The sequence below is a fragment of the Hymenobacter sp. BT559 genome, from assembly GCF_017571525.1.
Lineage (GTDB): Bacteria > Bacteroidota > Bacteroidia > Cytophagales > Hymenobacteraceae > Hymenobacter > Hymenobacter ginsengisoli.
The window spans coordinates 69,113-89,450 of sequence record NZ_JAGETY010000002.1 but is presented as its reverse complement, the minus strand read 5'-3'; the positions used below and the strand labels follow the sequence as shown (position 1 = coordinate 89,450).

At 59.5% G+C, this 20,338-nt stretch carries 14 protein-coding genes; 5 read left to right on the top strand and 9 right to left on the bottom strand.

Features of this window, described 5'->3' with window-relative positions:
- Positions 1 to 19: 19 nt before the first annotated feature.
- The 5 genes from uvrA (at position 20) to J4D99_RS03035 (ending at position 9,506) form a co-directional block, all read left to right on the top strand.
- Positions 20 to 2,866 (top strand): excinuclease ABC subunit UvrA, encoded by a 2,847-nt coding sequence (uvrA, locus tag J4D99_RS03055; RefSeq protein WP_208130236.1) that lies wholly within the window; start codon positions 20 to 22, stop codon positions 2,864 to 2,866.
- Between the two features lie 6 nt (positions 2,867 to 2,872).
- Positions 2,873 to 3,295: a hypothetical protein gene (locus J4D99_RS03050; RefSeq protein ID WP_236018512.1), complete on the top strand. Its 423-nt coding sequence runs from the start codon at positions 2,873 to 2,875 to the stop codon at positions 3,293 to 3,295.
- A 467-nt stretch (positions 3,296 to 3,762) separates the two neighbouring features.
- Positions 3,763 to 4,845 carry an efflux RND transporter periplasmic adaptor subunit gene (locus J4D99_RS03045; RefSeq protein WP_208130235.1) on the top strand — a complete coding sequence of 361 codons (1,083 nt, stop codon included), beginning with the start codon at positions 3,763 to 3,765 and terminating at the stop codon, positions 4,843 to 4,845.
- Between the two features lie 37 nt (positions 4,846 to 4,882).
- The gene (locus J4D99_RS03040) at positions 4,883 to 8,074 is read left to right on the top strand and encodes an efflux RND transporter permease subunit (protein ID WP_208130234.1); all 3,192 of its coding nucleotides are present in this window, start codon (positions 4,883 to 4,885) and stop codon (positions 8,072 to 8,074) included.
- On the top strand, positions 8,067 to 9,506 hold the full coding sequence (locus J4D99_RS03035) for a TolC family protein (RefSeq protein WP_208130233.1): 1,440 nt from the start codon (positions 8,067 to 8,069) through the stop codon (positions 9,504 to 9,506). Before J4D99_RS03040 ends, J4D99_RS03035 begins: the two co-directional genes overlap by 8 nt.
- A gap of 73 nt (positions 9,507 to 9,579) precedes the next feature.
- Here the strand turns inward: J4D99_RS03035 and J4D99_RS03030 are convergent, their stop codons facing one another.
- The 9 genes from J4D99_RS03030 to J4D99_RS02990 all read right to left on the bottom strand — a co-directional run bounded on the left by J4D99_RS03030 (position 9,580) and on the right by J4D99_RS02990 (position 20,212).
- Complete coding sequence (locus tag J4D99_RS03030; protein ID WP_208130232.1) at positions 9,580 to 10,704, bottom strand: PepSY-associated TM helix domain-containing protein; 1,125 nt, start codon at positions 10,702 to 10,704, stop codon at positions 9,580 to 9,582.
- 99 nt (positions 10,705 to 10,803) lie between these two features.
- Complete coding sequence (locus tag J4D99_RS03025; protein WP_309509595.1) at positions 10,804 to 13,191, bottom strand: TonB-dependent receptor domain-containing protein; 2,388 nt, start codon at positions 13,189 to 13,191, stop codon at positions 10,804 to 10,806.
- A gap of 211 nt (positions 13,192 to 13,402) precedes the next feature.
- Positions 13,403 to 14,200, bottom strand: coding sequence for a tryptophan synthase subunit alpha (trpA, locus tag J4D99_RS03020; protein ID WP_208130230.1), 798 nt, complete (start codon positions 14,198 to 14,200; stop codon positions 13,403 to 13,405).
- Positions 14,201 to 14,329: 129 nt separating this feature from the next.
- Entirely contained in the window at positions 14,330 to 15,538 is a 1,209-nt protein-coding gene (gene trpB / locus J4D99_RS03015) for a tryptophan synthase subunit beta (RefSeq protein WP_208130229.1), read from the bottom strand.
- A gap of 28 nt (positions 15,539 to 15,566) precedes the next feature.
- Positions 15,567 to 16,205: a phosphoribosylanthranilate isomerase gene (locus J4D99_RS03010; RefSeq protein WP_208130228.1), complete on the bottom strand. Its 639-nt coding sequence runs from the start codon at positions 16,203 to 16,205 to the stop codon at positions 15,567 to 15,569.
- Between the two features lie 6 nt (positions 16,206 to 16,211).
- Positions 16,212 to 17,018, bottom strand: a complete 807-nt coding sequence (trpC, locus tag J4D99_RS03005; RefSeq protein ID WP_208130227.1) for an indole-3-glycerol phosphate synthase TrpC — start codon at positions 17,016 to 17,018, stop codon at positions 16,212 to 16,214.
- 8 nt (positions 17,019 to 17,026) lie between these two features.
- A complete protein-coding gene (gene trpD / locus J4D99_RS03000; RefSeq protein ID WP_208130226.1) occupies positions 17,027 to 18,022 on the bottom strand; it encodes an anthranilate phosphoribosyltransferase in 996 nt (331 codons plus the stop codon).
- Positions 18,023 to 18,158: 136 nt separating this feature from the next.
- Positions 18,159 to 18,731 (bottom strand): anthranilate synthase component II, encoded by a 573-nt coding sequence (locus J4D99_RS02995; protein ID WP_208130225.1) that lies wholly within the window; start codon positions 18,729 to 18,731, stop codon positions 18,159 to 18,161.
- 38 nt (positions 18,732 to 18,769) lie between these two features.
- Positions 18,770 to 20,212, bottom strand: a complete 1,443-nt coding sequence (locus tag J4D99_RS02990) for an anthranilate synthase component I family protein (protein ID WP_208130224.1) — start codon at positions 20,210 to 20,212, stop codon at positions 18,770 to 18,772.
- Positions 20,213 to 20,338: the final 126 nt, after the last annotated feature.

The window sequence follows — 20,338 nt, the reverse complement described above, 5'->3', positions numbered from 1 at the left end:
TCGAACGGTTAGTCTATTCATGTCCGACAATTCCGCTCTGCAAGTGGCCGCTCCGGCCCACGACGAAATCGACCACCTCGACCCGCGCCAGTTTATCGTTATTAAAAACGCTAGGGTCCACAATCTGAAAAACCTGAGCGTGGCGCTGCCGCGCAATAAGTTTATCGTGGTCACGGGCCTGTCGGGCTCAGGCAAGTCGAGCCTGGCTTTCGACACCTTGTATGCTGAAGGCCAGCGCATGTACGTGGAAAGCCTGAGCAGCTACGCGCGCCAGTTTCTGGGCCGTATGGACAAGCCCGACGTGGACTACATCCGGGGTATTTCGCCGGCCATCGCCATCGAGCAGAAGGTCAGCATCAAGAACAACCGCTCGACGGTAGGCACCAGCACCGAGATTTACGACTACCTCAAGCTGCTGTTTGCCCGCGTAGGTCGCACGTATTCGCCCAAGAGCGGCGAGCAGGTGCGCAAAGACACGGTGGCCGATGTGGTCGATTATTTGTTTTCGCTGCCCGCCGATACGCGCGTCACTATCCTGGCGCCGCTGCTGCACAACGATGCCGACCGCCCCATGAGCAAGGAGCTCGATTTGCTCTTGCAGAAAGGCTATGGCCGCGTGGTGCTGGCCAGCGGCGAGAATGCGTTTATCGAAGACCTTATTGGTGAGGGCAAGCCCGAGGTGGAAGGCGAGGTGTATATCCTCATCGACCGCTCGGCCATTCAGCCCGACGACGAAGACCTGCAATTCCGCCTCTCCGACTCGGTGCAAACGGCCTTCTTCGAAGGGCACGGCACGTGCATCGTGAAGCTCGATAACGAGACCCGCACGTTCTCCGACAAGTTTGAGCTGGACGGCATGACGTTTGAAGAGCCGAACGTTAACTTCTTCTCCTTCAACAACTCTTACGGCGCCTGCCACACCTGCGAGGGCTTCGGCTCGGTGCTGGGCATTGACGAAGACTTGGTAATACCAGACAAAAGTCTGACGGTGTATGAGGGCGCCATCGCGCCCTGGCGCACCGAGAAGCAGGGCGAGTGGCTCAAGCCGCTGCTCAAGCATGGTATCCGGTTCGACTTCCCCATTCACCGGCCATTCAACGAGCTGAGCGCCGCCGAGCAGCGCCTGCTCTGGACCGGCAACAAGTACTTCGAGGGCCTCGATGCCTACTTCCGCTGGGTGGCCGAGCAGACGCATAAAATCCAGTACCGGGTGCTGCAAAGCCGCTACCGGGGCCGCACCACCTGCCCCGACTGCCGCGGCACCCGCCTGCGCAAAGACGCGCAATACGTGAAAATCGACGGCCGTAGCATCACCGATATCGTGCTGCTGCCCATCTCCGAAGCCCTCACATTCTTCGAAAACCTCAGCCTGAGCGAGCACGAAATGGCCGTTGCCGACCGCCTGCTGGCCGAAATCACCAACCGGCTAGGGTACCTCAACCGCGTGGGCCTGGGCTACCTCACCCTCAACCGCTTGAGCAATACGCTGAGCGGCGGCGAGAGCCAGCGCATCTCGCTGGCCACCTCGCTAGGGTCGGCACTGGTGGGCTCGATGTACGTGCTCGACGAGCCCAGCATTGGGCTGCACCCCAAAGATGCTGAGCAGCTTATCGGCGTGCTGCGCTCGCTGCAAGAGCTGGGCAACACAGTAGTGGTAGTAGAGCACGAGGAGAAAATGATGGAGGCCGCCGACCAGATTATCGACATCGGCCCCGAGGCCGGCAGCGGCGGCGGCAACCTCATGTTTCAGGGCACTTTCCCGGAGCTGATGCAGGATACGGCCACCTACACCGGCAAGTACCTCAGCGGCCAGCTCGACGTGCCGGTGCCCGCCGTGCGCCGCCCCTGGCGCAACGCGCTGGAGCTGAGCGGCGCCCGCGAAAACAACCTGAAGAATGTGAGCGTCAAGGTGCCGCTAGGGGTGATGACGGTTGTAACAGGCGTGTCGGGCTCGGGCAAATCGACGCTCATCCGGCGCATCCTGGCTCCGGCGCTGATGAAAATGCTAGGGGGCGGCGCGGGCGAAACCACCGGTAAATTCGACAAGCTAACCGGCGTGAACGGGCAGGTGACGCACGTCGAATTCGTAGACCAAAATCCTATTGGTAAGTCGTCGCGCTCGAACCCGGTGACCTACGTGAAGGCCTACGACCAGATACGCTCGCTCTTTGCCGAGCAGCCGCTGGCCAAGGCGCGCGGGCTCAAGCCCTCGCACTTCTCGTTCAACGTGGAAGGCGGGCGCTGCGAGGTGTGCCAGGGCGAAGGCCAGGTCAAAATCGAGATGCAGTTCATGGCTGACATCTATCTGACCTGCGAAAGCTGCGGCGGCCACAAGTTCAAGCAGGACATTCTGGAAATTAAATTCCAGGACAAGAACATCTTCGAGGTGCTCGACCTCACGGTGGAAGACGCCGTGGCGTTCTTCAAAGGCCAGCCCAAAGTGGCCGAGCGCCTGCAGCCGCTGCTTGACGTGGGGCTAGGGTACATCCGGCTGGGGCAGTCGGCCAATACGCTCAGTGGGGGCGAGGCCCAGCGCGTGAAGCTGGCAAGCTTCCTCACCAAAGGCGCCACGCTGCAGCAGGATAAAATCCTGTTTATCTTCGACGAGCCCAGCACCGGCCTGCATTTCCACGACATTGCCAAGCTTCTAGCGGCGCTCAACGCGCTGGTAGAGCAGGGCAACTCGGTGCTCATCATCGAGCACAACATGGACATCATCAAGTGCGCCGACTGGCTTATCGACCTGGGCCCCGAGGGCGGCATCAACGGCGGGCACCTGCTCTTCGAGGGTACGCCCGAGCAACTGGTGAAGCTTAAGGCTACCAACCACACGGCGCGCTTCCTGGCCGAAAAAGTGAAGGGCTAGCCATGCATGGCTAGCCCCCTTAAGCAGCAGATAATGAAGCCAAAGTATCTTATTGTGGCCGCAGTAGCCCTGCTGCTAGGCTGGTTTGTGTTCGACTCGCTGAGCCAGCCGGGCGTGGGCGACCTGAAGGGTAATTTTCAGGAAGTTGCCATCTACCGCAACGAGAACAATACCGGGCCCATCGTGCGCGTGTACGCCGTGACGGTGGCCGACACGCTGTGGCGCGAAATGCGCCAGTACGGCGACTTTATGCCCCATACCAAGTACGGGAATACGAAGGTGTATTTCTTCCGGCAGGGCCAGCCGGTGCCCAGCGCTGTGCGGCCGGGTGCCGTCAATTTTGACGCCGTTTTCAACCAATACTGCCTGGCGAAATACGAGAAAGAGGTGATGGGCAACGTGACGTTTCAGCGCTACCCGTTGCGGTAAATGAATGCAATAGGTAGGAGCGGTTGAAAAAAAAGATGAAGCTCAGCCCTAGTTGCTGTAAATACTTGTTAATAAAAGTAAAACGAGTTTGTAATTGGGCTTTTTTTGCCGGTTAGGATGGTTCGACATGCGGTTATTCATGCTTCTTTAATGTAGTTGGAGGCTATTTTGTATTACTCAGCCGCCGCGAGTCAAGGCTTGCGGTCTTTTCCCACGATTCTGCCCATCTAATCTGAACTGGTTACGGGCAATTTTGCTGAACTTCATTGACTTGCTGCCATGTTGGTACTGTCAAGTGCGCAGCTTACAACGGATATGATTTTGGCTACACCTTTTAGTTGACTTAGTGGGATGAAGAGGGCTAGCCGTCATATTACCGACGGGCTGGCCTTTAGCGCGTGGTGTTCCGCCGGTGGGGCGCCTAACTATCAGATTATTAATTACCTACCCTCATACGCATGGTTTTGATGAAAAGAATGTTCTTGTTGCTGAGTTTGTGCAGCGTGTACGGTCTTGCAAGCTGCTCGCACAAAGAGGAAGAAAAAGAAGAACAGATAAAGTTGCTGGTTACTAGCCCCTTGATGAAGGACACGACTGTCACCAAGGAGTACGTAGCCCAGATTCACGCTTACCAGCACATCGACCTGCGGGCCCAGGAGAAGGGCTATCTGCAAAAGATTTTCGTGGATGAAGGCCAGACTGTGCACCAGGGGCAGGCCATGTTCCAGATTCAGCCGCTGCTTTACCAGGCCGACTTGCAGAAGTCGCAGGCCGAAGCCAACTACGTAGGCATCGAGTACAAGAACACCAAGGCGCTGGCCGACAGCAACATCGTGTCGAAGAACGAGTTGGCCCTGTCGCGCGCCAAGTACGACAAGGCAAAGGCTGATGTATCGCTGGCCAAGACGCACCTGCAATTCACCGATATCAAGGCGCCTTTCAACGGCATCATGGACCACTTCCAGGCCCGGCTAGGCAGCCTTGTGAATGAGGGCGACCTGCTGACGAGCATCTCCGACAACAGCAAGATGTGGGTGTATTACAACGTGCCCGAGGCAGAGTATCTGGCTTATAAGGAGCACGTGAAGGGCGACAGCACCATGACCGTGCGGCTGCTGATGGCCAACAACGAGGTATTCCGCTACCCCGGCAAGGTGCAAACCATTGAGGCCGACTTCAACAACGAAACCGGCAACATTGCCTTCCGTGCCACCTTCCCCAACCCCAACAGCCTGCTGCGCAACGGCGAAACCGGCAGCGTGCTCATGACCGTGCCGCTGCGCCATGCGCTGCTCATTCCGCAGAAAGCAACTTTTGAGGTGCTGGAAAAGCGTTTTGTGTATGTGGTGGACAAAAACAACGTGGTGCACCAGCGCGAAGTGAACATCGGTTCGGAAATGCCCGACCTGTACGTCGTTAAAGGTGGGCTGGCCCCGACTGATAAAATTCTGCTCGAAGGCATCCGGAAGGTGAAAGACGGCGAAAAAATCAGCTATACCTACGAGGCACCGGAGAAGGTGCTGCCCAAGCTGAAAGTGTACGCGGAGTAAGCTGCCCCGCTAGGTACTTATTTATTACTAGTGTAATATGTTCAGTAAATTCATTCGTCGGCCGGTGTTTGCCATCGTGATTTCGGTGGTAATCGTGTTCATGGGCATGCTGGCCATCAAGACGCTGCCCACCTCGCAGTTTCCCGAGATTTCGCCGCCCATGGTAATGGTAAGCTGCGCGTATCCGGGGGCTAGCGCTAAGGTGCTCACCGAGTCGGTTCTCATCCCGCTGGAGCAGGCCGTGAACGGCGTGCCCGGTATGAAGTACATGACCTCCGACGCCGTATCGGCCGGTGAGGCCAACATCCAGATTGTGTTCAACCTGGGCACCGACCCCGAGCAGGCGGTAGTAAACGTGAACACCCGTATTGCGCAGGTAGTAAACCGCCTGCCGGTGCTGGTGCAGCGCGAGGGTCTTATTGTAAACCGCGTGGTGCCCAACATGCTCATGTACGTGAACTTGTACAGCAAGGACAAGGGCACTGACATGAAGTACCTGTTCAACTACGCCGGGGTAAACATGATACCGGAAATCCAGCGGATTAACGGTATCAGCCGCGCCACCATCCTGGGTAGCCGCCAGTACGCCATGCGCATCTGGCTCAGGCCCGACCGCATGCGTGCCTACAACATCTCGGCCGACGACGTGATGAAGTCGCTGGGCGACCAGAGTGTGATTGGCTCGCCGGGCCGTATCGGCCGCGCTGACGGCGGCAACCCCGCCGCCCTGGAGTACGTGCTGACTTACCAGGGCCGCTTCAACGATGTGGAGCAGTACAAGAACGTAATTCTGAAGGCTAACCCCAACGGGGAAATTCTGCACCTGAAGGACGTGGCCGACGTGTCGCTAGGGTCCGAATTCTACGATATCTACTCGTATCTCGACGGCGACCCTTCGGCGGCCATCGTGCTGAAGCAGACCTACGGCTCGAACGCCAACGAGGTGATTGAGAAGGTAAAAGACAAACTTGAAGAGCTGAAAAAGACCTTCCCGCCGGGCATGGACTACAAAATCAGCTACGACGTGTCGAAATTCCTCGATGCCTCGACTGAGAACGTAATTCACACCCTGCGCGACGCCTTTATTCTAGTGGCCATCGTGGTATTCCTGTTCCTGGGCGACTGGCGCTCGACCCTGATTCCGATTCTGGCCGTGCCGGTGTCGCTTATCGGGGCATTCGTCGCCATGCAGGCGTTTGGGCTTACCATCAACATGATAACGCTCTTCGCGCTGGTGCTCGCCATCGGTATCGTGGTCGACGACGCCATTGTGGTGGTGGAGGCCGTGCACGCCAAGATGGAGGAAAAGCACCTGTCGCCATTTGGGGCGGTGAAAGAAGTAATCGGTGAAATCAGCGGCGCCATCATCGCCATCACCATCCTGATGACGGCCGTGTTCGTGCCGGTGGCCTTCATGAGCGGCCCGGTAGGTATTTTCTACCGGCAGTTCTCCATCACGATGGCGACCTCGATTGTGATTTCGGGTATCGTGGCCCTGACGCTGACCCCCGTGCTCTGCGCCATGATTCTGAAGAATACCCACGGCCAGCCGCGCAAGAAGACGCCCATCAACCGCTTCATCGACTGGTTTAACCGTGGCTTTGAGCGCCTGACCGGCGTTTATACCAACTTGCTGGAGAAAGTAGTAGACCGACGTCTCATCACCTTCGCCGTGCTGATTGCCTTCGCGCTCGGCATCATGGGCATTACGGCCAAGCTGCCGTCGGGCTTCATCCCGGGCGAAGACCAGGGTATGCTCTACGCCATCATTCAGACGCCTCCCGGCTCGACCCTGGAGCGCACCAATGATATTTCGCGGAAGCTGTCGGAGCTGGCCAAGGATGTGCCCGGCGTGGAAAGCGTATCGTCGCTGGCTGGCTATGAAGTACTGACCGAGGGCCGCGGCTCGAACGCCGGTACCTGCTTAATTGACCTCAAGCCCTGGGGCGAGCGCAAGCAGTCCATCCACGACGTGATTGTGTCGCTAGAAGAAAAAGCCAAGGAAATCCCCGGCGCGACTGTCGAATTCTTCGAGCCACCGGCAGTACCTGGCTACGGCGCGGCAGGTGGTTTCCAGCTGCAGCTGCTCGACAAGACCAACAGCGGCGACTACAAGGCGCTGGAGCAAGTGAACCAGGACTTCATGGCTCAATTGCGCAAGCGCAAGGAGTTGGCCGGGCTGTTCACCTTCTACTCGGCCAACTACCCGCAGTACGAGCTGAAGATTGACAACCAGCTGGCCATGCAGAAAGGCGTGAGCATCGGCAACGCCATGAACACGCTCAGCATCATGATTGGCTCGACCTACGAACTGGGCTTTATCAAGTACCAGCGCTTCTTCAAGGTGTACGTGCAGGCCGAGCCGCAGTACCGCCGCCTGCCCCAGGACATCCTGAATATGTGGGTGAAAAACGACCAGGGCCAGATGGTGCCGTTCTCGGCGTTCATGCGCATCGAGAAGAGCCAGGGTGCCAACGAGATTAACCGCTACAACATGTACACCACGGCGGCTATTCGCGGCGACGCAGCCCAGGGCTACAGCTCGGGCGAGGCCATCAAGGCCGTGCAGGAGGTGGCGGCCAAGACCCTGCCCCGCGGCTACGACATCGACTGGGGTGGCTTGTCGAAAGACGAAGTAGGCCGCGGCAACGAGGCCGTGTACATCTTCCTCGTCGTGCTGGCCTTCGTGTACCTGGTGCTAGCCGCCCAGTACGAAAGCTTCCTGTTGCCGCTGGCTGTAATCTTCTCGCTGCCAGCCGGGGTGTTCGGCTCGTTCCTGCTCATCAAGACGATGGGGCTAGCCAACAACATCTACGCCCAGGTGGGACTCGTGATGCTGGTGGGCCTGCTGGGTAAAAACGCGGTACTTATCGTCGAATTTGCGGTGCAGGAGCACGAGCATGGCAAGTCGGTGCGCGAGGCGGCCATTGCTGGCGCCAAGGCCCGTTTCCGTCCGATTCTGATGACCTCCTTCGCCTTCATCGCCGGTCTGATTCCGCTAGTGCTCGCCACCGGCGCCGGGGCCATCGGCAACCGCACCATCGGTACGTCGGCGCTAGGGGGTATGCTGTTCGGTACCGTGTTTGGGGTAATCATCGTGCCCGGCTTATACTTCATCTTCGGCACCCTGGCCGAAGGGCGCAAGCTGATTGATGACGAAAATGAGTACCCAATAAGCGAAGGATTTGAGCCACGGGTTATAGTCGAAGAAGTAGAGTCTCATGCTTAAAAGATGCATCTATCAAGGGATGACCGCCGCCGGCCTGGCGCTGGCGGTGGCAGCCTGCAAAATGCCCCAACTGGTGCAGCGCAACGTGAACCGCACGGTGCCCGCCACTTATAACAACAGCACCCAAGACACGACCAGCACCGCCCGGCTGCGCTGGAAGCAGTTCTTCACCGACCCCAACCTGGTGGCGCTGATTGACACTGCGCTGCAGCGCAACCAGGAGCTGAACATCACGACCCAGGAGCTGCAGATTGCCCGCAACGAAATCCAGATTCGGAAGGGCGACTACCTGCCTTCGGTATCGATTGGCATTCGCAGCGACATGGAGAAGCCCGGCCGCTACACGCTGCAAGGCGCCACCGAAGAGGCCATCAACATTCAGCCCGACCGCCGCACGCCCACGCCGCTGGCCAACCACCAGCTAGGGGCCTACGCGAGCTGGGAAGTCGACATCTGGCACAAGCTGCGCAATGCCCGCAAGTCGGCCGCCGCGCGCTACCTGGCCTCGGTTGAGGGCCGGAACTTCACGATAACCAACCTCATTGCCGAGATTGCCAACTCGTATTACGAGCTGCTAGCCCTCGACAATCAGCTGGCTATCATCAAGCAGAACATTGAGATTCAGGAAAATGCGCTGCGCATTGTGCGGCAGGAGAAGGAGAACGCCCGCGTCACCGAGCTAGCTGTAAAGCGCTTCGAGGCCCAGGTGCAAAATACCATTAGCCTGCAATACAATACCCAGCAGCGCATCGTCGAAACTGAGAACCAGATTAACTTCCTACTCGGCCGCTACCCGCAGCCCATCACGCGCGACTATGAGGCCTTTAATAGCCTGGTGCCGCAAACGGTGCAGGCCGGCATTCCGGCGCAGCTGCTAAGCAACCGGCCCGACATTCGGCAGGCCGAGCAGCAGCTGGTAGCTGCCAAGCTCGATGTGCAGGTGGCGCGGGCCAATTTCTACCCCTCGCTCGGCATCTCGGCCGGCGCCGGGTTTGAGGCCTTCAAGCCGGGGTTGATTTTCAACTCGCCCGAGTCGATGCTCTATAACTTGGCCGGCGACCTGATGGCCCCGCTTGTTAACCGTATCGGCATCAAGGCCCTCTACTCGACGGCCAACGCCTTGCAGATACAGGCCGTGTACAACTACGAGCGCACCGTGCTGAATGCCTACGTGGAGGTGGCCAACCAGCTCTCGAACATCAGCAACCTGCAAAACAGCTACGACGCCAAGCTGAAGGAAGTGCAGGCCTTGAACCAGTCTATCCGCATCTCCAACAGCTTGTTTAAAGCCGTGCGGGCCGACTATACCGAGGTGCTCTTCACCCAGCGCGACGCCTTAGAATCGAAGTTTGACCTGACCGAAACCAAGATGAAGCAGCTCAATGCTACGGTGAATGTGTACCGGGCCCTGGGCGGCGGCTGGAACCAGTAGGAGGCCTAGCCGACTACGGCAGTGCCATAAAAAGAGCGGCCTCTGCTTCAGCAGAGGCCGCTCTTTTTTGCGTTTAAGCAGTGGCTAGTGCGGGCCGGCGTCTGGGCGCTTTGTGGCGGCGCCCCCACCACAGCACCACGCCCGTAACGGGCATGCTAGCCGCTACCAGGCTGACTACGAACGCGATGACTTTGCCGCCGAAGCCCAAAATCAAGCCGGTATGCAGGTCGTAGTTCATATCTGCCAGCTTTTTGCCGTTGCTTTTGCTGGCGTGGGGCTGGACTAGCAACAGCTGGCCGGTGCGCGGGTGAAAGCGGTATTCATCGCGGTGGTAATAGTGCAGGGCTTTGCCATAGGCCGTGCACCACACCGGTGCAGTAGCATTGTCAGCGGGGCCGATGAGCAGCATTTCGGCCTGGGGCGACTGCTGCCGCATGCGGGTGTAGGCGATATCTACCACCGGGCGGGCGGGGCGCGCCGTAAGCAAGGTATCGACTGTGGGCTCCGCGTTTTCGGCGGCGATGCTGCGGCCGCCGTTGGCTAGGGCCCCCACGCCGGTCATCAGCCACTCGTAGCTGATGCACAGACCGGTGAGGGCTAGCACCAGGGCGAAGGCACTGGCGTAGAAGCCCAGCACATTGTGCAGGTCGTAGTTGCGGCGCTTGGGCGAGGCGTCCCACTTCACCGAGAAGCGCTGCTTGCGGGCAGCCTTGTTGCGCGGCCACCACAGTACGATGCCCGAAATGAGCATCACCACGAACGTGATAACGGCGACATCGACCACCCACTTGCCGATGGCGGGCGGCAGTAGCAAATACATGTGCAGGTATTGCACGAGGGTAAAAAAGTCGCTCCGCAGGTTTTGTACCTTCAGCAGCTGGCCGGTATAGGGGTTCAGGAAGGCATAGTACACTTCCTCGCCCTTGCTCAAATACACCGCTGTGGAGCGGTCGGAGCCATTGTAGGTCGTCCAGGAAGGGGTGAAGCCGGGCTTGGCCTGGGCGGCGGTGGCTTGCAGCACCGAAGGCGGCAGCATGGGCCGGGCCTGCACCGCCACCTTGCGCCAGGGCTGGGTCAGGTCCCGAATTTCGTCCTGAAACACAAACACCGCTCCCGACAAACTCACGATGAGCACAATCAGCCCCGAGGCTAACCCTAGCCACAGGTGCAGCTTGCCGATAGCTTTGCGAAAGGTCATAGTTTCATAAGCTGTTAGCTCCTAGCTGTTGGCCGTTAGTTTTTTTCTCGCTCGAAAAAACTAACGGCCAACAGCTAGGAGCTAACAGCTGAAAAAGGATTAAAACTTATACGCTACCTGGCCCACGATGCTGCGCAGCTTCTGCGGATTCATCGAGCCGTAGCCAATCCAGTAGTGCTGGTTGGTAAAGTTGTCCACTTTCACCGAGAGGCGGTAGTGCGGCTGGTCGTAGAAAGCGCTGGCATTCAGCACCACATAGCTCGGCAGCGTAAACTGGCCGTTGTAGGCGTCGTTGACTACCACATTGTCGCTGGCGTAGTTGCCGCCCGCGCCCAGGCCCAAGCCTTTAAGCGGACCGTTGCTCAGGCGGTAGCTCAGCCAAAGGTTGGCTAGGGCCGGCGAGCCGGCGGTGCTGGGGCGGCGGCCCTGGGTGGCGGCCACGTCGTTGGTCAGCTCCGAATGGTTGTAGGCGAAGCCGGCCACCACGTTGAAGCCCGTGAAGGGGTTGGCTACCACGTCTACTTCCACGCCGCGGCTCACTTGCTCGCCGCTCTGCACCTGGGCAAAAAGCGCGGCGCCAGCCGGGTTCGAGTCGGTGCGCAGAATGTTCTTGACGCGGATATCGTACACGCTCAGCGTGGCCGTGAAGCGACCCCCTAGCCGGTCAAACTTCACGCCAGCTTCTACCTGGTTGGCCTGCTCCAGTTTGGCCGTGATGGGGGCCGTCAGTGAATTGGTAGCGGCATCGTAGCCGTAGTACGTGCCCCGGTTGGCGAAAGAGTTCTGGTAGTTGGCAAAAACCGACAGCTGCTCGGGCACCAGCTGGTACACGGCCCCAAACTTGGGCGAGGCGGCCGTTTGGGTATAGCCGGCGTTGGCCCCGTCGGCGCCTTTGTTGGCAAAGCGGTCGAGGCGCACGGCGGCCAGCACGCTGAAGCGCTCGGTCAGGTTCAGCACATCCGAAAGGAAGGCGCTGTAGGTGTTAGTTTCGTTGAAAACCGGGTACGTGTAGCCTGGCCCCCGCTTAGCGTACAGCTGGGTCATGTTAGCCCCGTTAAACTGGCTGTAGTCGTAGTTCGAGCCGATAGTGGGCCTGGCGAACGTATTGCCAAAGAAAAACTGGTCGTTGCGAACGTGCAGAAAATCAAAGCCCAGCACTACTCGATTGCGCAGGCTCCCCAGTTGAAAGTCACCGTTGAACAACTGCTGCACCTGCACCAGGCGCCCGCGGCTGTTGCGGGTCGACTGGTCGGAGAGCACGAGCGTATCGAGGCTAGCGATGGGCGCGGCCCCGGCCTTGAGGCCGATGTACGGCCCAAAGCCGTCGGAATAGCTGCGGCTCGTGGCAAAGTTGGTGGATGAGCGGAAGGCCGGCGAAAGCTGGTAGTTTACCTGCCCAAACAAGTTGGTGGCGCGGCTAGCCGTCCAGAGCCCCGAGCCCGAATACGCCTTGCGGTAGTCGACGGGCACTTGGTCGGCCCGGTCGAACCCTAGCTGGCTGACGGGCGAGTTGGGAAAGAAAAAAGTGCGCCCGGTGGCCGTCGACCACTGAAACTCGCCGTCGAGCGTGATGCTCAGCCGCTCATTAGGCCGAATGGTGAGGGTAGGCGCCAGGGCATAAGAGCGCCGGAAGCCGATATCCTGGAAGCTGTTTTCGTAGTTCCAGGCCCCATTTACCCGAAACAGGACCGTCTTGGCATTATTGAGCGGCGTGTTCAGGTCCAGCGTGGCGCGGTTGAAATTGTAGCTGCCGGTCGCATAGCTCACTTCACCGCCAAAGTTGTCGTAGGCCTTCTTGGTCACGCGGTTCAGCAGACCCCCATACGTGGAGAGCGCGCTGCCATAGAGCGTGCCCGATGGGCCTTTGAGCACCTCCAGCTTGTCAAGATTGGCGGCATCAATCGAAGTGGTAACGTTGCCTACCAGGCCGTTGCGCAGCTGCGACTGGGTCACGAAGCCGCGCATGGTGTAGTAGGTGCCGCCATCGCCGGCGCGGTCCGTCGATTCCCACATCCGCTGAATACCTGGCACGTTGCGTGTGGCATCGTCGGTGGTAAATACCAGCTGCTCGGTCAGCAGCTCCTTAGTTACAGTGCTGTATACCTGCGGATTCTCTACGTTTTTGAGCGGCATCTTGGCTACGTCCACGCTGTTGGTGCGACTGAACTTATTGGTGCGGCCGCCGCTCACTACTACTTCTTTCAGCTCGGCCGCGCTTTCGGCTAGTACCACTTTCAGGGTGGCCGTTTGCCCGGCCGTAACCGTTACCTGCTGCTCCTCGGTCTTGAGCCCCACGGCCGACACAACCAGCGTATAGGTGCCCGGTACCACGCGCCGAATTTGGAAGCGGCCCTGCTCATCGGTGATGTCGCCCATTGGTTGGCCTTGCAGGCCTACACTCACCGCCTCCACGGCGCCACCGCTGCTGCTCGTTACGCGGCCCTGTACGGTGCCAGTGGTTTGGGCCTGGGCCGTCGTGGTTAACACGCAGGACGCCAGGGGAAAGAGCAAATAACGACTACTATTCATGGAGGTTGTCTATTTAGACGCAATCTAAAGATTGTGCAAAGTAACCCCCTGAATAGGCCAGTCTCAAAATTTATTTAGAATTAATCTACATAAAAAAAGAGACCGGTTGGCATAACCGCCTCTTTTTTAAGTTGCCCTAGCGGGCTAGGGCTGTTCTTATAAAATTTGCTTACGCCAGGTTAGCCATGGGCCGGATACCGGCCACAAATTCCTGGATGGCGGCCGGGCGCTCGCTGGCCGGCGTGCTTTGCAGCAGCCGGATAAACGCGCTGCCGATGATAGCGCCCGTAGTATGCCGGCTAGCCGCCGCGAAGCTCGCCGCATCGCTGATGCCGAAGCCCACTAGGGTGGGGTTGCGCAGGCCGAGCGCTTTAGTGCGGCTGAGGTAAGCATCCACGTCGGCATTCATGTCGGTTTGCGCGCCAGTAGTGCCGGCGGCCGCCACGAGGTAAATGAAGCCATCGGCCAGGGCATCGAGCTGGCGCACACGGGCCGCACTGGTTTGGGGTGTCACGAGGAACACCACTTGCAGGCCGTACTGGGCGAAGAGCGGCTGGTATTCACGCGCATACACCTCCAGCGGCAGGTCGGGCAAAATGAGGCCATCGACGCCCACTGCCTGGCATTGCTGGCAAAATTTCTCAACCCCAAACTGTACTACCGGGTTGAGGTAGCCCATGAGCAAAATCGGCACCGTAATGCCTTGCTGGCGAATGCCTTGCAACTGTTCGAACAGCGTGGCTACGGTCATGCCGTTTTCCAGCGCCTGTTGGTTGCTGCGCTGAATGGTTTCGCCATCGGCCACCGGGTCCGAGTAAGGCATGCCGATTTCAACCAAGTCGGCGCCCGCGTCTTGCAAGGCTTTCAGGATGGGCACGGTGTCGCCGAGCTGCGGAAAGCCGGCGGTGAAGTAGACGTTGAGCACGTCGGTAGTTTTGTGCTGGAATAGGGAGGTGAGGCGGTTCATGAGCAGAAATAAAAATCGTCTGTCCTGCTGAGCTCGCCGAAGCATCTCTACCGCTTAGCCAAATTGGTGACCCTAGCGGCACAGTAGAAATGCTTCAGCAAGCTCAGCAGGACGTTTTTGCATAAAAGCTTAGGCAGAATACTCGTCCAAGTGCTTGGTGTAGGTAGCCAAATCCTTGTCGCCGCGGCCCGAAAGGCATACCACCACCACGTCATCTTTCTTAGCCCCGATGAGCGGCAGGCAGGCTAGCGCGTGGGCCGTTTCGAGGGCCGGAATAATGCCTTCCAACCGGCTGAGCTGGAATGCCGCATCGAGCGCCTGCTTGTCGGTAATCGATAGAAACTCGGCGCGCCCGGTAGCAAACAGCTGCGCATGCTGCGGCCCAATACCAGGGTAGTCGAGGCCCGCCGAAATCGAATAAGGCTCAGTTACTTGTCCATCCTCGGTTTGCATCAGAATGGTGCTAGCCCCGTGCAGGATGCCCGGCTTGCCCAGGGCCGTAGTAGCTGCCGAATGGCCGGAGGTTACGCCCTGGCCGGCGGCCTCGGCGGCCACCAGGCGCACGTTGGGCTCGTCGAGGTAGTGGTAGAAAGCGCCCGCCGCGTTGGAGCCACCGCCCACGCAGGCCAGCATAAAATCGGGGGTGGCGCGGCCAGTTTGCTGCAACAGCTGGCTGATGGTTTCGGCCGAAATGATGGACTGAAACCGGGCCACCATGTCGGGGTAGGGGTGGGGGCCCACTACCGAGCCAATGATGTAGTGCGTGTCGGTGGGATTCGAAATCCAGTGGCGCATGGCCTCGTTGGTGGCATCCTTCAGGGTTTTGCTGCCGCTCTTGGCGGGCACCACTTTGGCCCCTAGCATGCGCATGCGGTCCACATTGGGCTTCTGGCGCTCGATGTCGATTTCGCCCATGTAAATAATGCACTCCAGGCCCATGAGGGCGCAGGCAGTAGCCGTGGCCACGCCGTGCTGGCCAGCGCCGGTTTCGGCCACAATGCGCTGCTTGCCCAGGCGCTTAGCCACCAGTATTTGCCCTAGCGCATTATTAATCTTGTGGGCGCCGGTGTGGCACAAATCTTCGCGCTTGAGGTAGATGGTAGTGCCAATTTCCGCCGACAGGCGCTGGGCCAAGAACAGCGGCGTGGGCCGCCCCACGTAGTCGGTGAGCAGCTGCGTAAACTCACGCTGAAACTCGGGGTCGTCGATGATGCGCAGGTAGTTGTCGCGCAGCTCTTCCACATTGGGATAAAGCATTTCGGGCACGTAGGCCCCACCAAATGGGCCGTAGTAGCCGCCGGCATCGACGCGGTAGGGGGAAGGAGCGAGAAGCGTCATTGAGTGATAAGTAGTTGTCAGTGAAAACTTAAAAATTGGCGCGCTGCTCGTGCAGGTGGGTGAGCATCCGGCCAGTGGCCTCCACATCTTTGAGGCCGGGCGCCAGCTCGAGCTGGCTATTGAAATCGTACCCCGCCAGCTGCGGATGGTGAAAGCGCAGCAATTCTTCCATCGTTTCGGGCCCCAGGCCGCCGCTCAGCAGGAAGGGTGTAGCGCCGTGGTACTGCTCCAGCAGCTGCCAGTCGAAAACGTGGCCATTGCCGCCGGGCTGTGCGCCTTTTGTATCAAACAGAAAAAGCTCGCAGTAAGGCATATAAGGCGCCAAATTATCGAAGTCGGCCGCCTCGGCTATTGAAAAGGCCTTGATAATGCGCAGCCCCTGCTCGTGCACGGCTTGGCAGTAGGCGGGGGTTTCGTGGCCGTGCAGCTGCACGTAGTCGAGGCTGTAGTGGTTGGCGGTGGCCAGCAGCTCGGGAAGGGGCGCATCTACAAATACGCCCACCTTGCCCACCGACTCGGGCAAGGCGCGCAACACTTCGGTGTCGAGGGCATCGCCCACGTAGCGGGGTGACTTTTCGTAGAAGATGAACCCCAGAAAATCGGGGTTGAAATCGACGACCGACAAGATATTGGCCGCCTCACGCATACCGCAGATTTTGACTTTCATAGTGGCCTAAGAAGCCGAAACGGGGGTGGATAGTTCGGCCACGAGGCCCGCCAGGGCCGCCGCTGGGTCGGGCGTTTTCATAAACGTTTCGCCGATGAGAAAACCCTGATAGCCCGCCTGGCGCAGTGCCAGAATGGTGCTGGCGTGCTGCAAGCCGCTTTCGGCCACCTTCACAAAACTGTCGGGAATGAGACTGGCCAGCCGGGCCGAGGTATCTACATCGGTCACGAAGGTGCTCAGGTTGCGGTTGTTCACGCCCACCAGGTCTACGCTGCTGGTGAGGTGGCTGCGCAGCTCGGCTTCGTCGTGCACTTCCAGCAGCACTTCGAGCCCTAGCAAGTGCGCAAACTGGCTAAGCTGCACCACCTCGGCCGGCGTGAGGCAGCTGGCGATGAGGAGGATGAAATCAGCCCCTAGCGCACGCGCCTCCGTTATCTGATATTCGCTGATAACAAAGTCTTTGCGCAGGATGGGGGTGCCAGGATTAGCGGCCCGGGCGGCTTGCAGGTCGGCCGGCGTACCGCCAAAAAATGGCTCATCGGTGAGCACCGACAGGCAGGCCGCACCCGCCGCCACGTAGCCAGCCGTAGTAGCGCCCGCCTCGGCCGTGCCATTGATGACGCCCTTGGAAGGCGAGCGCCGCTTAAACTCGGCGATGATGCCCGACGAGCCGGCGGCCGTGAGCGCCGCCCGCGCCGACAGCACCGGCCGCGCGAAAAGCGGGGACTTTTGCAGCTGGGCCGCCGAAGTTTCGGCCTCGCGGCGGACTACTTCCTGGCGCTTTTCCGCAATGATTTTATCGAGGATAGTCATAGGTAGGCTCAGTTCAAAGACAATAGTTTTTCAAACGCCTGCCGGGCGCGGCCGCTGTCGAGGCTCTCGGCGGCCAGGGCCAGGCCCTCGGCCGCAGTGGCAGCGCGCCCGGCGGTGCGTAGCGCCAGCGCGGCGTTGGCCAGCACGGCATTGCGGTGGGCGGCGGGCGCTTCGCCGTGCAGTACTTTCTGGAAAATGTGAGCGGCCTCAGCCACGGTGTCGCCACCAAAGAGCGCCTCGGGCGTGGTAGTGGGTAGGCCCAAGTCGCTGGGATTCAGTAATTCCTCGCCCCTGCGGCCGATGAGCTTCACCGGCCCGGTCAGGGACACCTCGTCGTAGCCGTCGAGGCTGTGCACGATAAGAAACTCGCGGTTGGCTTCCTGCTGGTGCAGGTAGGCGTAGAGGCGCGCCAGCTCCAGGCTGAACACGCCCACCAGCTGCAAGCGCGGCCGGGCCGGGTTCACGAGGGGGCCTAGCATGTTGAAAAACGTCTTCACCCCGAGCTCTTTACGTAGCGGCGCCACGTTTTTGAGGGCCGGGTGAAACAGCGGTGCATGCAGAAAGCAGATGTTAGCCTCATCGAGCTGGCGCCGCAGAGCGTCGTTATCGGCCGTGAATTTCACGCCCATGTATTCGAGCACGGTGCTGCTGCCGCTGATGCTCGACACGCCGTGGTTGCCGTGCTTGGCCACCGGCTGGCCGGCGCCGGCCACCACAAAGGCCGATAAAGTGGAGATATTGAAGGTGTTGCGGCCGTCGCCACCAGTGCCGCATACGTCCATGGCATCGACGCCGCCCAGGTCTACGGGCCGGCACAGCTCGAGCAGCGCGTTGCGGAAACCCGCCAGCTCCTCTACCGTCACGCTGCGCATGAGGTACACGGTGAGGAAAGCGGCAATCTGGGCCGGGTTGTACTGACCCTGCGCAATGCCGAGCACCACGCGGTGCGCCTCATCCTGGGGCAGCGTGCGGTAGGCAAACAGGTGGTTGAGGGTGTCTTTCAAGGGAGAAAGTACTTGATAAAGAACGTCATGCTGAGCTTGTCGAAGCATCTCGCCCGGTTAGTAATTATGTGTAAGCCAACGACCCTAGCGAGATGCTTCGACAAGCTCAGCATGACGTTCTAGGTTTTAGAAGCAGTCAACTATTCACCCAGTTGGCTAGCATGGTTTTGCCGTGCTCGGTCAGCACCGACTCGGGGTGAAACTGCACGCCTAGCACGTCGTAGTCGCGGTGGGCGAGGGCTAGCACCTGGCCATTTTCGTCCACGGCCGTGATGCGCAGCTCGGCGGGCACGCCCTCGGGGGCGATGGTCCAGGAGTGGTAGCGGCCCACGCGCACGTTGTCGGGCACATCCGCGAAGAGCCGGTTGCCGGCCGCCTCGGGCGTTTGGTGCAGCGTGTGGGCCACGCCGTGGTGTACCTCACCGAGGTTAGCAAGCTGGCCGCCGAAGGCCTCGCCGATGGCTTGGTGGCCCAGGCAGACCCCCAGAATGTGCTTGCTAGGGGCATAGCGCTTGATGAGCTCGGGCATGATGCCCGCTTCGCTCGGAATACCGGGACCCGGCGACAGCAGAATATGCGAGTACTTATCGACCTCATCGAGGCTGATTTTATCGTTGCGATATACGTCCACTTCCTGCCCTAGCTCGCGCAGCATATACACGAGGTTGTAGGTGAACGAGTCGTAGTTGTCGAGAACCAGGATAGCCATTGCGTTGCTTCGTAATTTATTGTGCTTGTTATACTAGATTACACTTTCTCAGCCTGTTGCAGGGCGGCCCGTAGCGCCCCAAGCTTGTTGTGCACCTCCTGCAGCTCGCTGGCGGGCACCGACTTGGCCACTACGCCCGCGCCGGCTTGGTAATACAGCGTATTATCCTTGCTGAGGAAGGTGCGAATCATGATGGCGTGGTTGAAGTCGCCGCCGAAATCGAGCGCCCCAATGCAGCCGCCGTAGAAGCCGCGCTGCGTGCTTTCATATTCATCGATGAGCTGCACGGCCCGGTACTTGGGCGCGCCCGAGAGGGTGCCGGCCGGGAAGGTTTCGCCTACTACATCGAGCGGCTCGGTGGCGGCTCCTAGCTGGCCCACCACCTTAGAAACCAGGTGAATAACGTGCGAGTAGTACTGAATTTCCTTGAAGCGCTCGACCTGCACCACGTCGCAGCGGCGGCTCAGGTCGTTGCGGGCCAGGTCTACCAGCATTACGTGCTCGGCGGTTTCCTTGGGGTCGTCGTGCAATTGCTGGGCTAGCCGGGCGTCGGCCGCGTCGTCGCCGGTGCGGCGGAAGGTGCCAGCAATGGGGTAGAGCACCGCCTGGCCCTTGTTGACCACAATCTGCGACTCGGGCGAGGAGCCAAAAATCTTGTAGCCGCCGTAGTCGAAGAAGAACAGGTAAGGCGACGGGTTGAGCGAGCGCAGCGCCCGGTACACATTAAATTCATCGCCCTGAAACCCTTGCTGAAAGCGCCGCGACAGCACAATCTGAAACACGTCGCCGCGCTGGCAGTGGTGCTGCCCTAGCCGGATTAGCTCCAGGAATTGCTCATCAGTAGCATTCGAGCTTTCCTCGCCGGTGAGATGGAAGGAATGCGTGGCGAAGTTGCGGTTGTGGATAAGCGTTTCGATAGCGTCGAGCGTATCGGCCGCCGGCTCTTCGCCCTCAGCCAGGTACTGATGCTCAAATAGGTACAGCTCGTCCTTGAAGTGGTTGATGGCGATAACATAGCGGAATGCCTGATACACAATGGCCGGCACCGTGCTGGCCCCGGGCTTGTCGCGCAGGGTCACATCTTCAAAATATTGCACCGCCTCATAGGCCATGTGCCCAAACAGCCCGTTGGTGATAAACGGCAGCCCCGACGGCGCATCGGGCTCAAAGCTTGCCCGAAACGCCCGCAGGTGCCCTAGCGCCGTGCGTGGGTCGGCGAGGGTGGTGGTCTGGGCGGGCTGGCCGGGGTGCTGGGTAGTCAGCTCATGCTTATCAAGCTCAAAGCGCGCTACCGGGCTGAAGCACAGATACGAGAAGCTGTTGCTGTTGCCGTGGTAGTCAGAACTTTCGAGTAGCAGCGTGCCCACAAACTGGTCGCGCAGGCGCAGGTAGAGGCTCACCGGCGTGAGTGTATCGGCCAGCAACCGGCGGTGGCGGCTATGAACGATGGTAGCGGAAGAAGTGGCGGTAGCAACCGGCATGGCTAAGAAAAACGAAAGACGAAGACAATAAAAAAGCCCGCTGCGGTGAGCAGCGGGCTTGGAGAATCTCTAGGGGTTCAACCAACTATAATGCCTAATGCTCAGCCTCTTGGGAAGGTTGAGTGC

Coding starts and splice junctions, on each gene's coding strand:
- J4D99_RS03030 (WP_208130232.1), bottom strand. CDS start 10,704: ATGACCTTTCGCAAAGCTATCGGCAAGCTGCACCTGTGGCTAGGGTTA.
- J4D99_RS02995 (WP_208130225.1), bottom strand. CDS start 18,731: ATGGCTATCCTGGTTCTCGACAACTACGACTCGTTCACCTACAACCTC.
- uvrA (WP_208130236.1), top strand. CDS start 20: ATGTCCGACAATTCCGCTCTGCAAGTGGCCGCTCCGGCCCACGACGAA.
- J4D99_RS03045 (WP_208130235.1), top strand. CDS start 3,763: ATGAAAAGAATGTTCTTGTTGCTGAGTTTGTGCAGCGTGTACGGTCTT.
- J4D99_RS03010 (WP_208130228.1), bottom strand. CDS start 16,205: ATGAAAGTCAAAATCTGCGGTATGCGTGAGGCGGCCAATATCTTGTCG.
- trpA (WP_208130230.1), bottom strand. CDS start 14,200: ATGAACCGCCTCACCTCCCTATTCCAGCACAAAACTACCGACGTGCTC.
- J4D99_RS03035 (WP_208130233.1), top strand. CDS start 8,067: ATGCTTAAAAGATGCATCTATCAAGGGATGACCGCCGCCGGCCTGGCG.
- J4D99_RS02990 (WP_208130224.1), bottom strand. CDS start 20,212: ATGCCGGTTGCTACCGCCACTTCTTCCGCTACCATCGTTCATAGCCGC.
- J4D99_RS03040 (WP_208130234.1), top strand. CDS start 4,883: ATGTTCAGTAAATTCATTCGTCGGCCGGTGTTTGCCATCGTGATTTCG.
- J4D99_RS03050 (WP_236018512.1), top strand. CDS start 2,873: ATGGCTAGCCCCCTTAAGCAGCAGATAATGAAGCCAAAGTATCTTATT.
- trpB (WP_208130229.1), bottom strand. CDS start 15,538: ATGACGCTTCTCGCTCCTTCCCCCTACCGCGTCGATGCCGGCGGCTAC.
- trpC (WP_208130227.1), bottom strand. CDS start 17,018: ATGACTATCCTCGATAAAATCATTGCGGAAAAGCGCCAGGAAGTAGTC.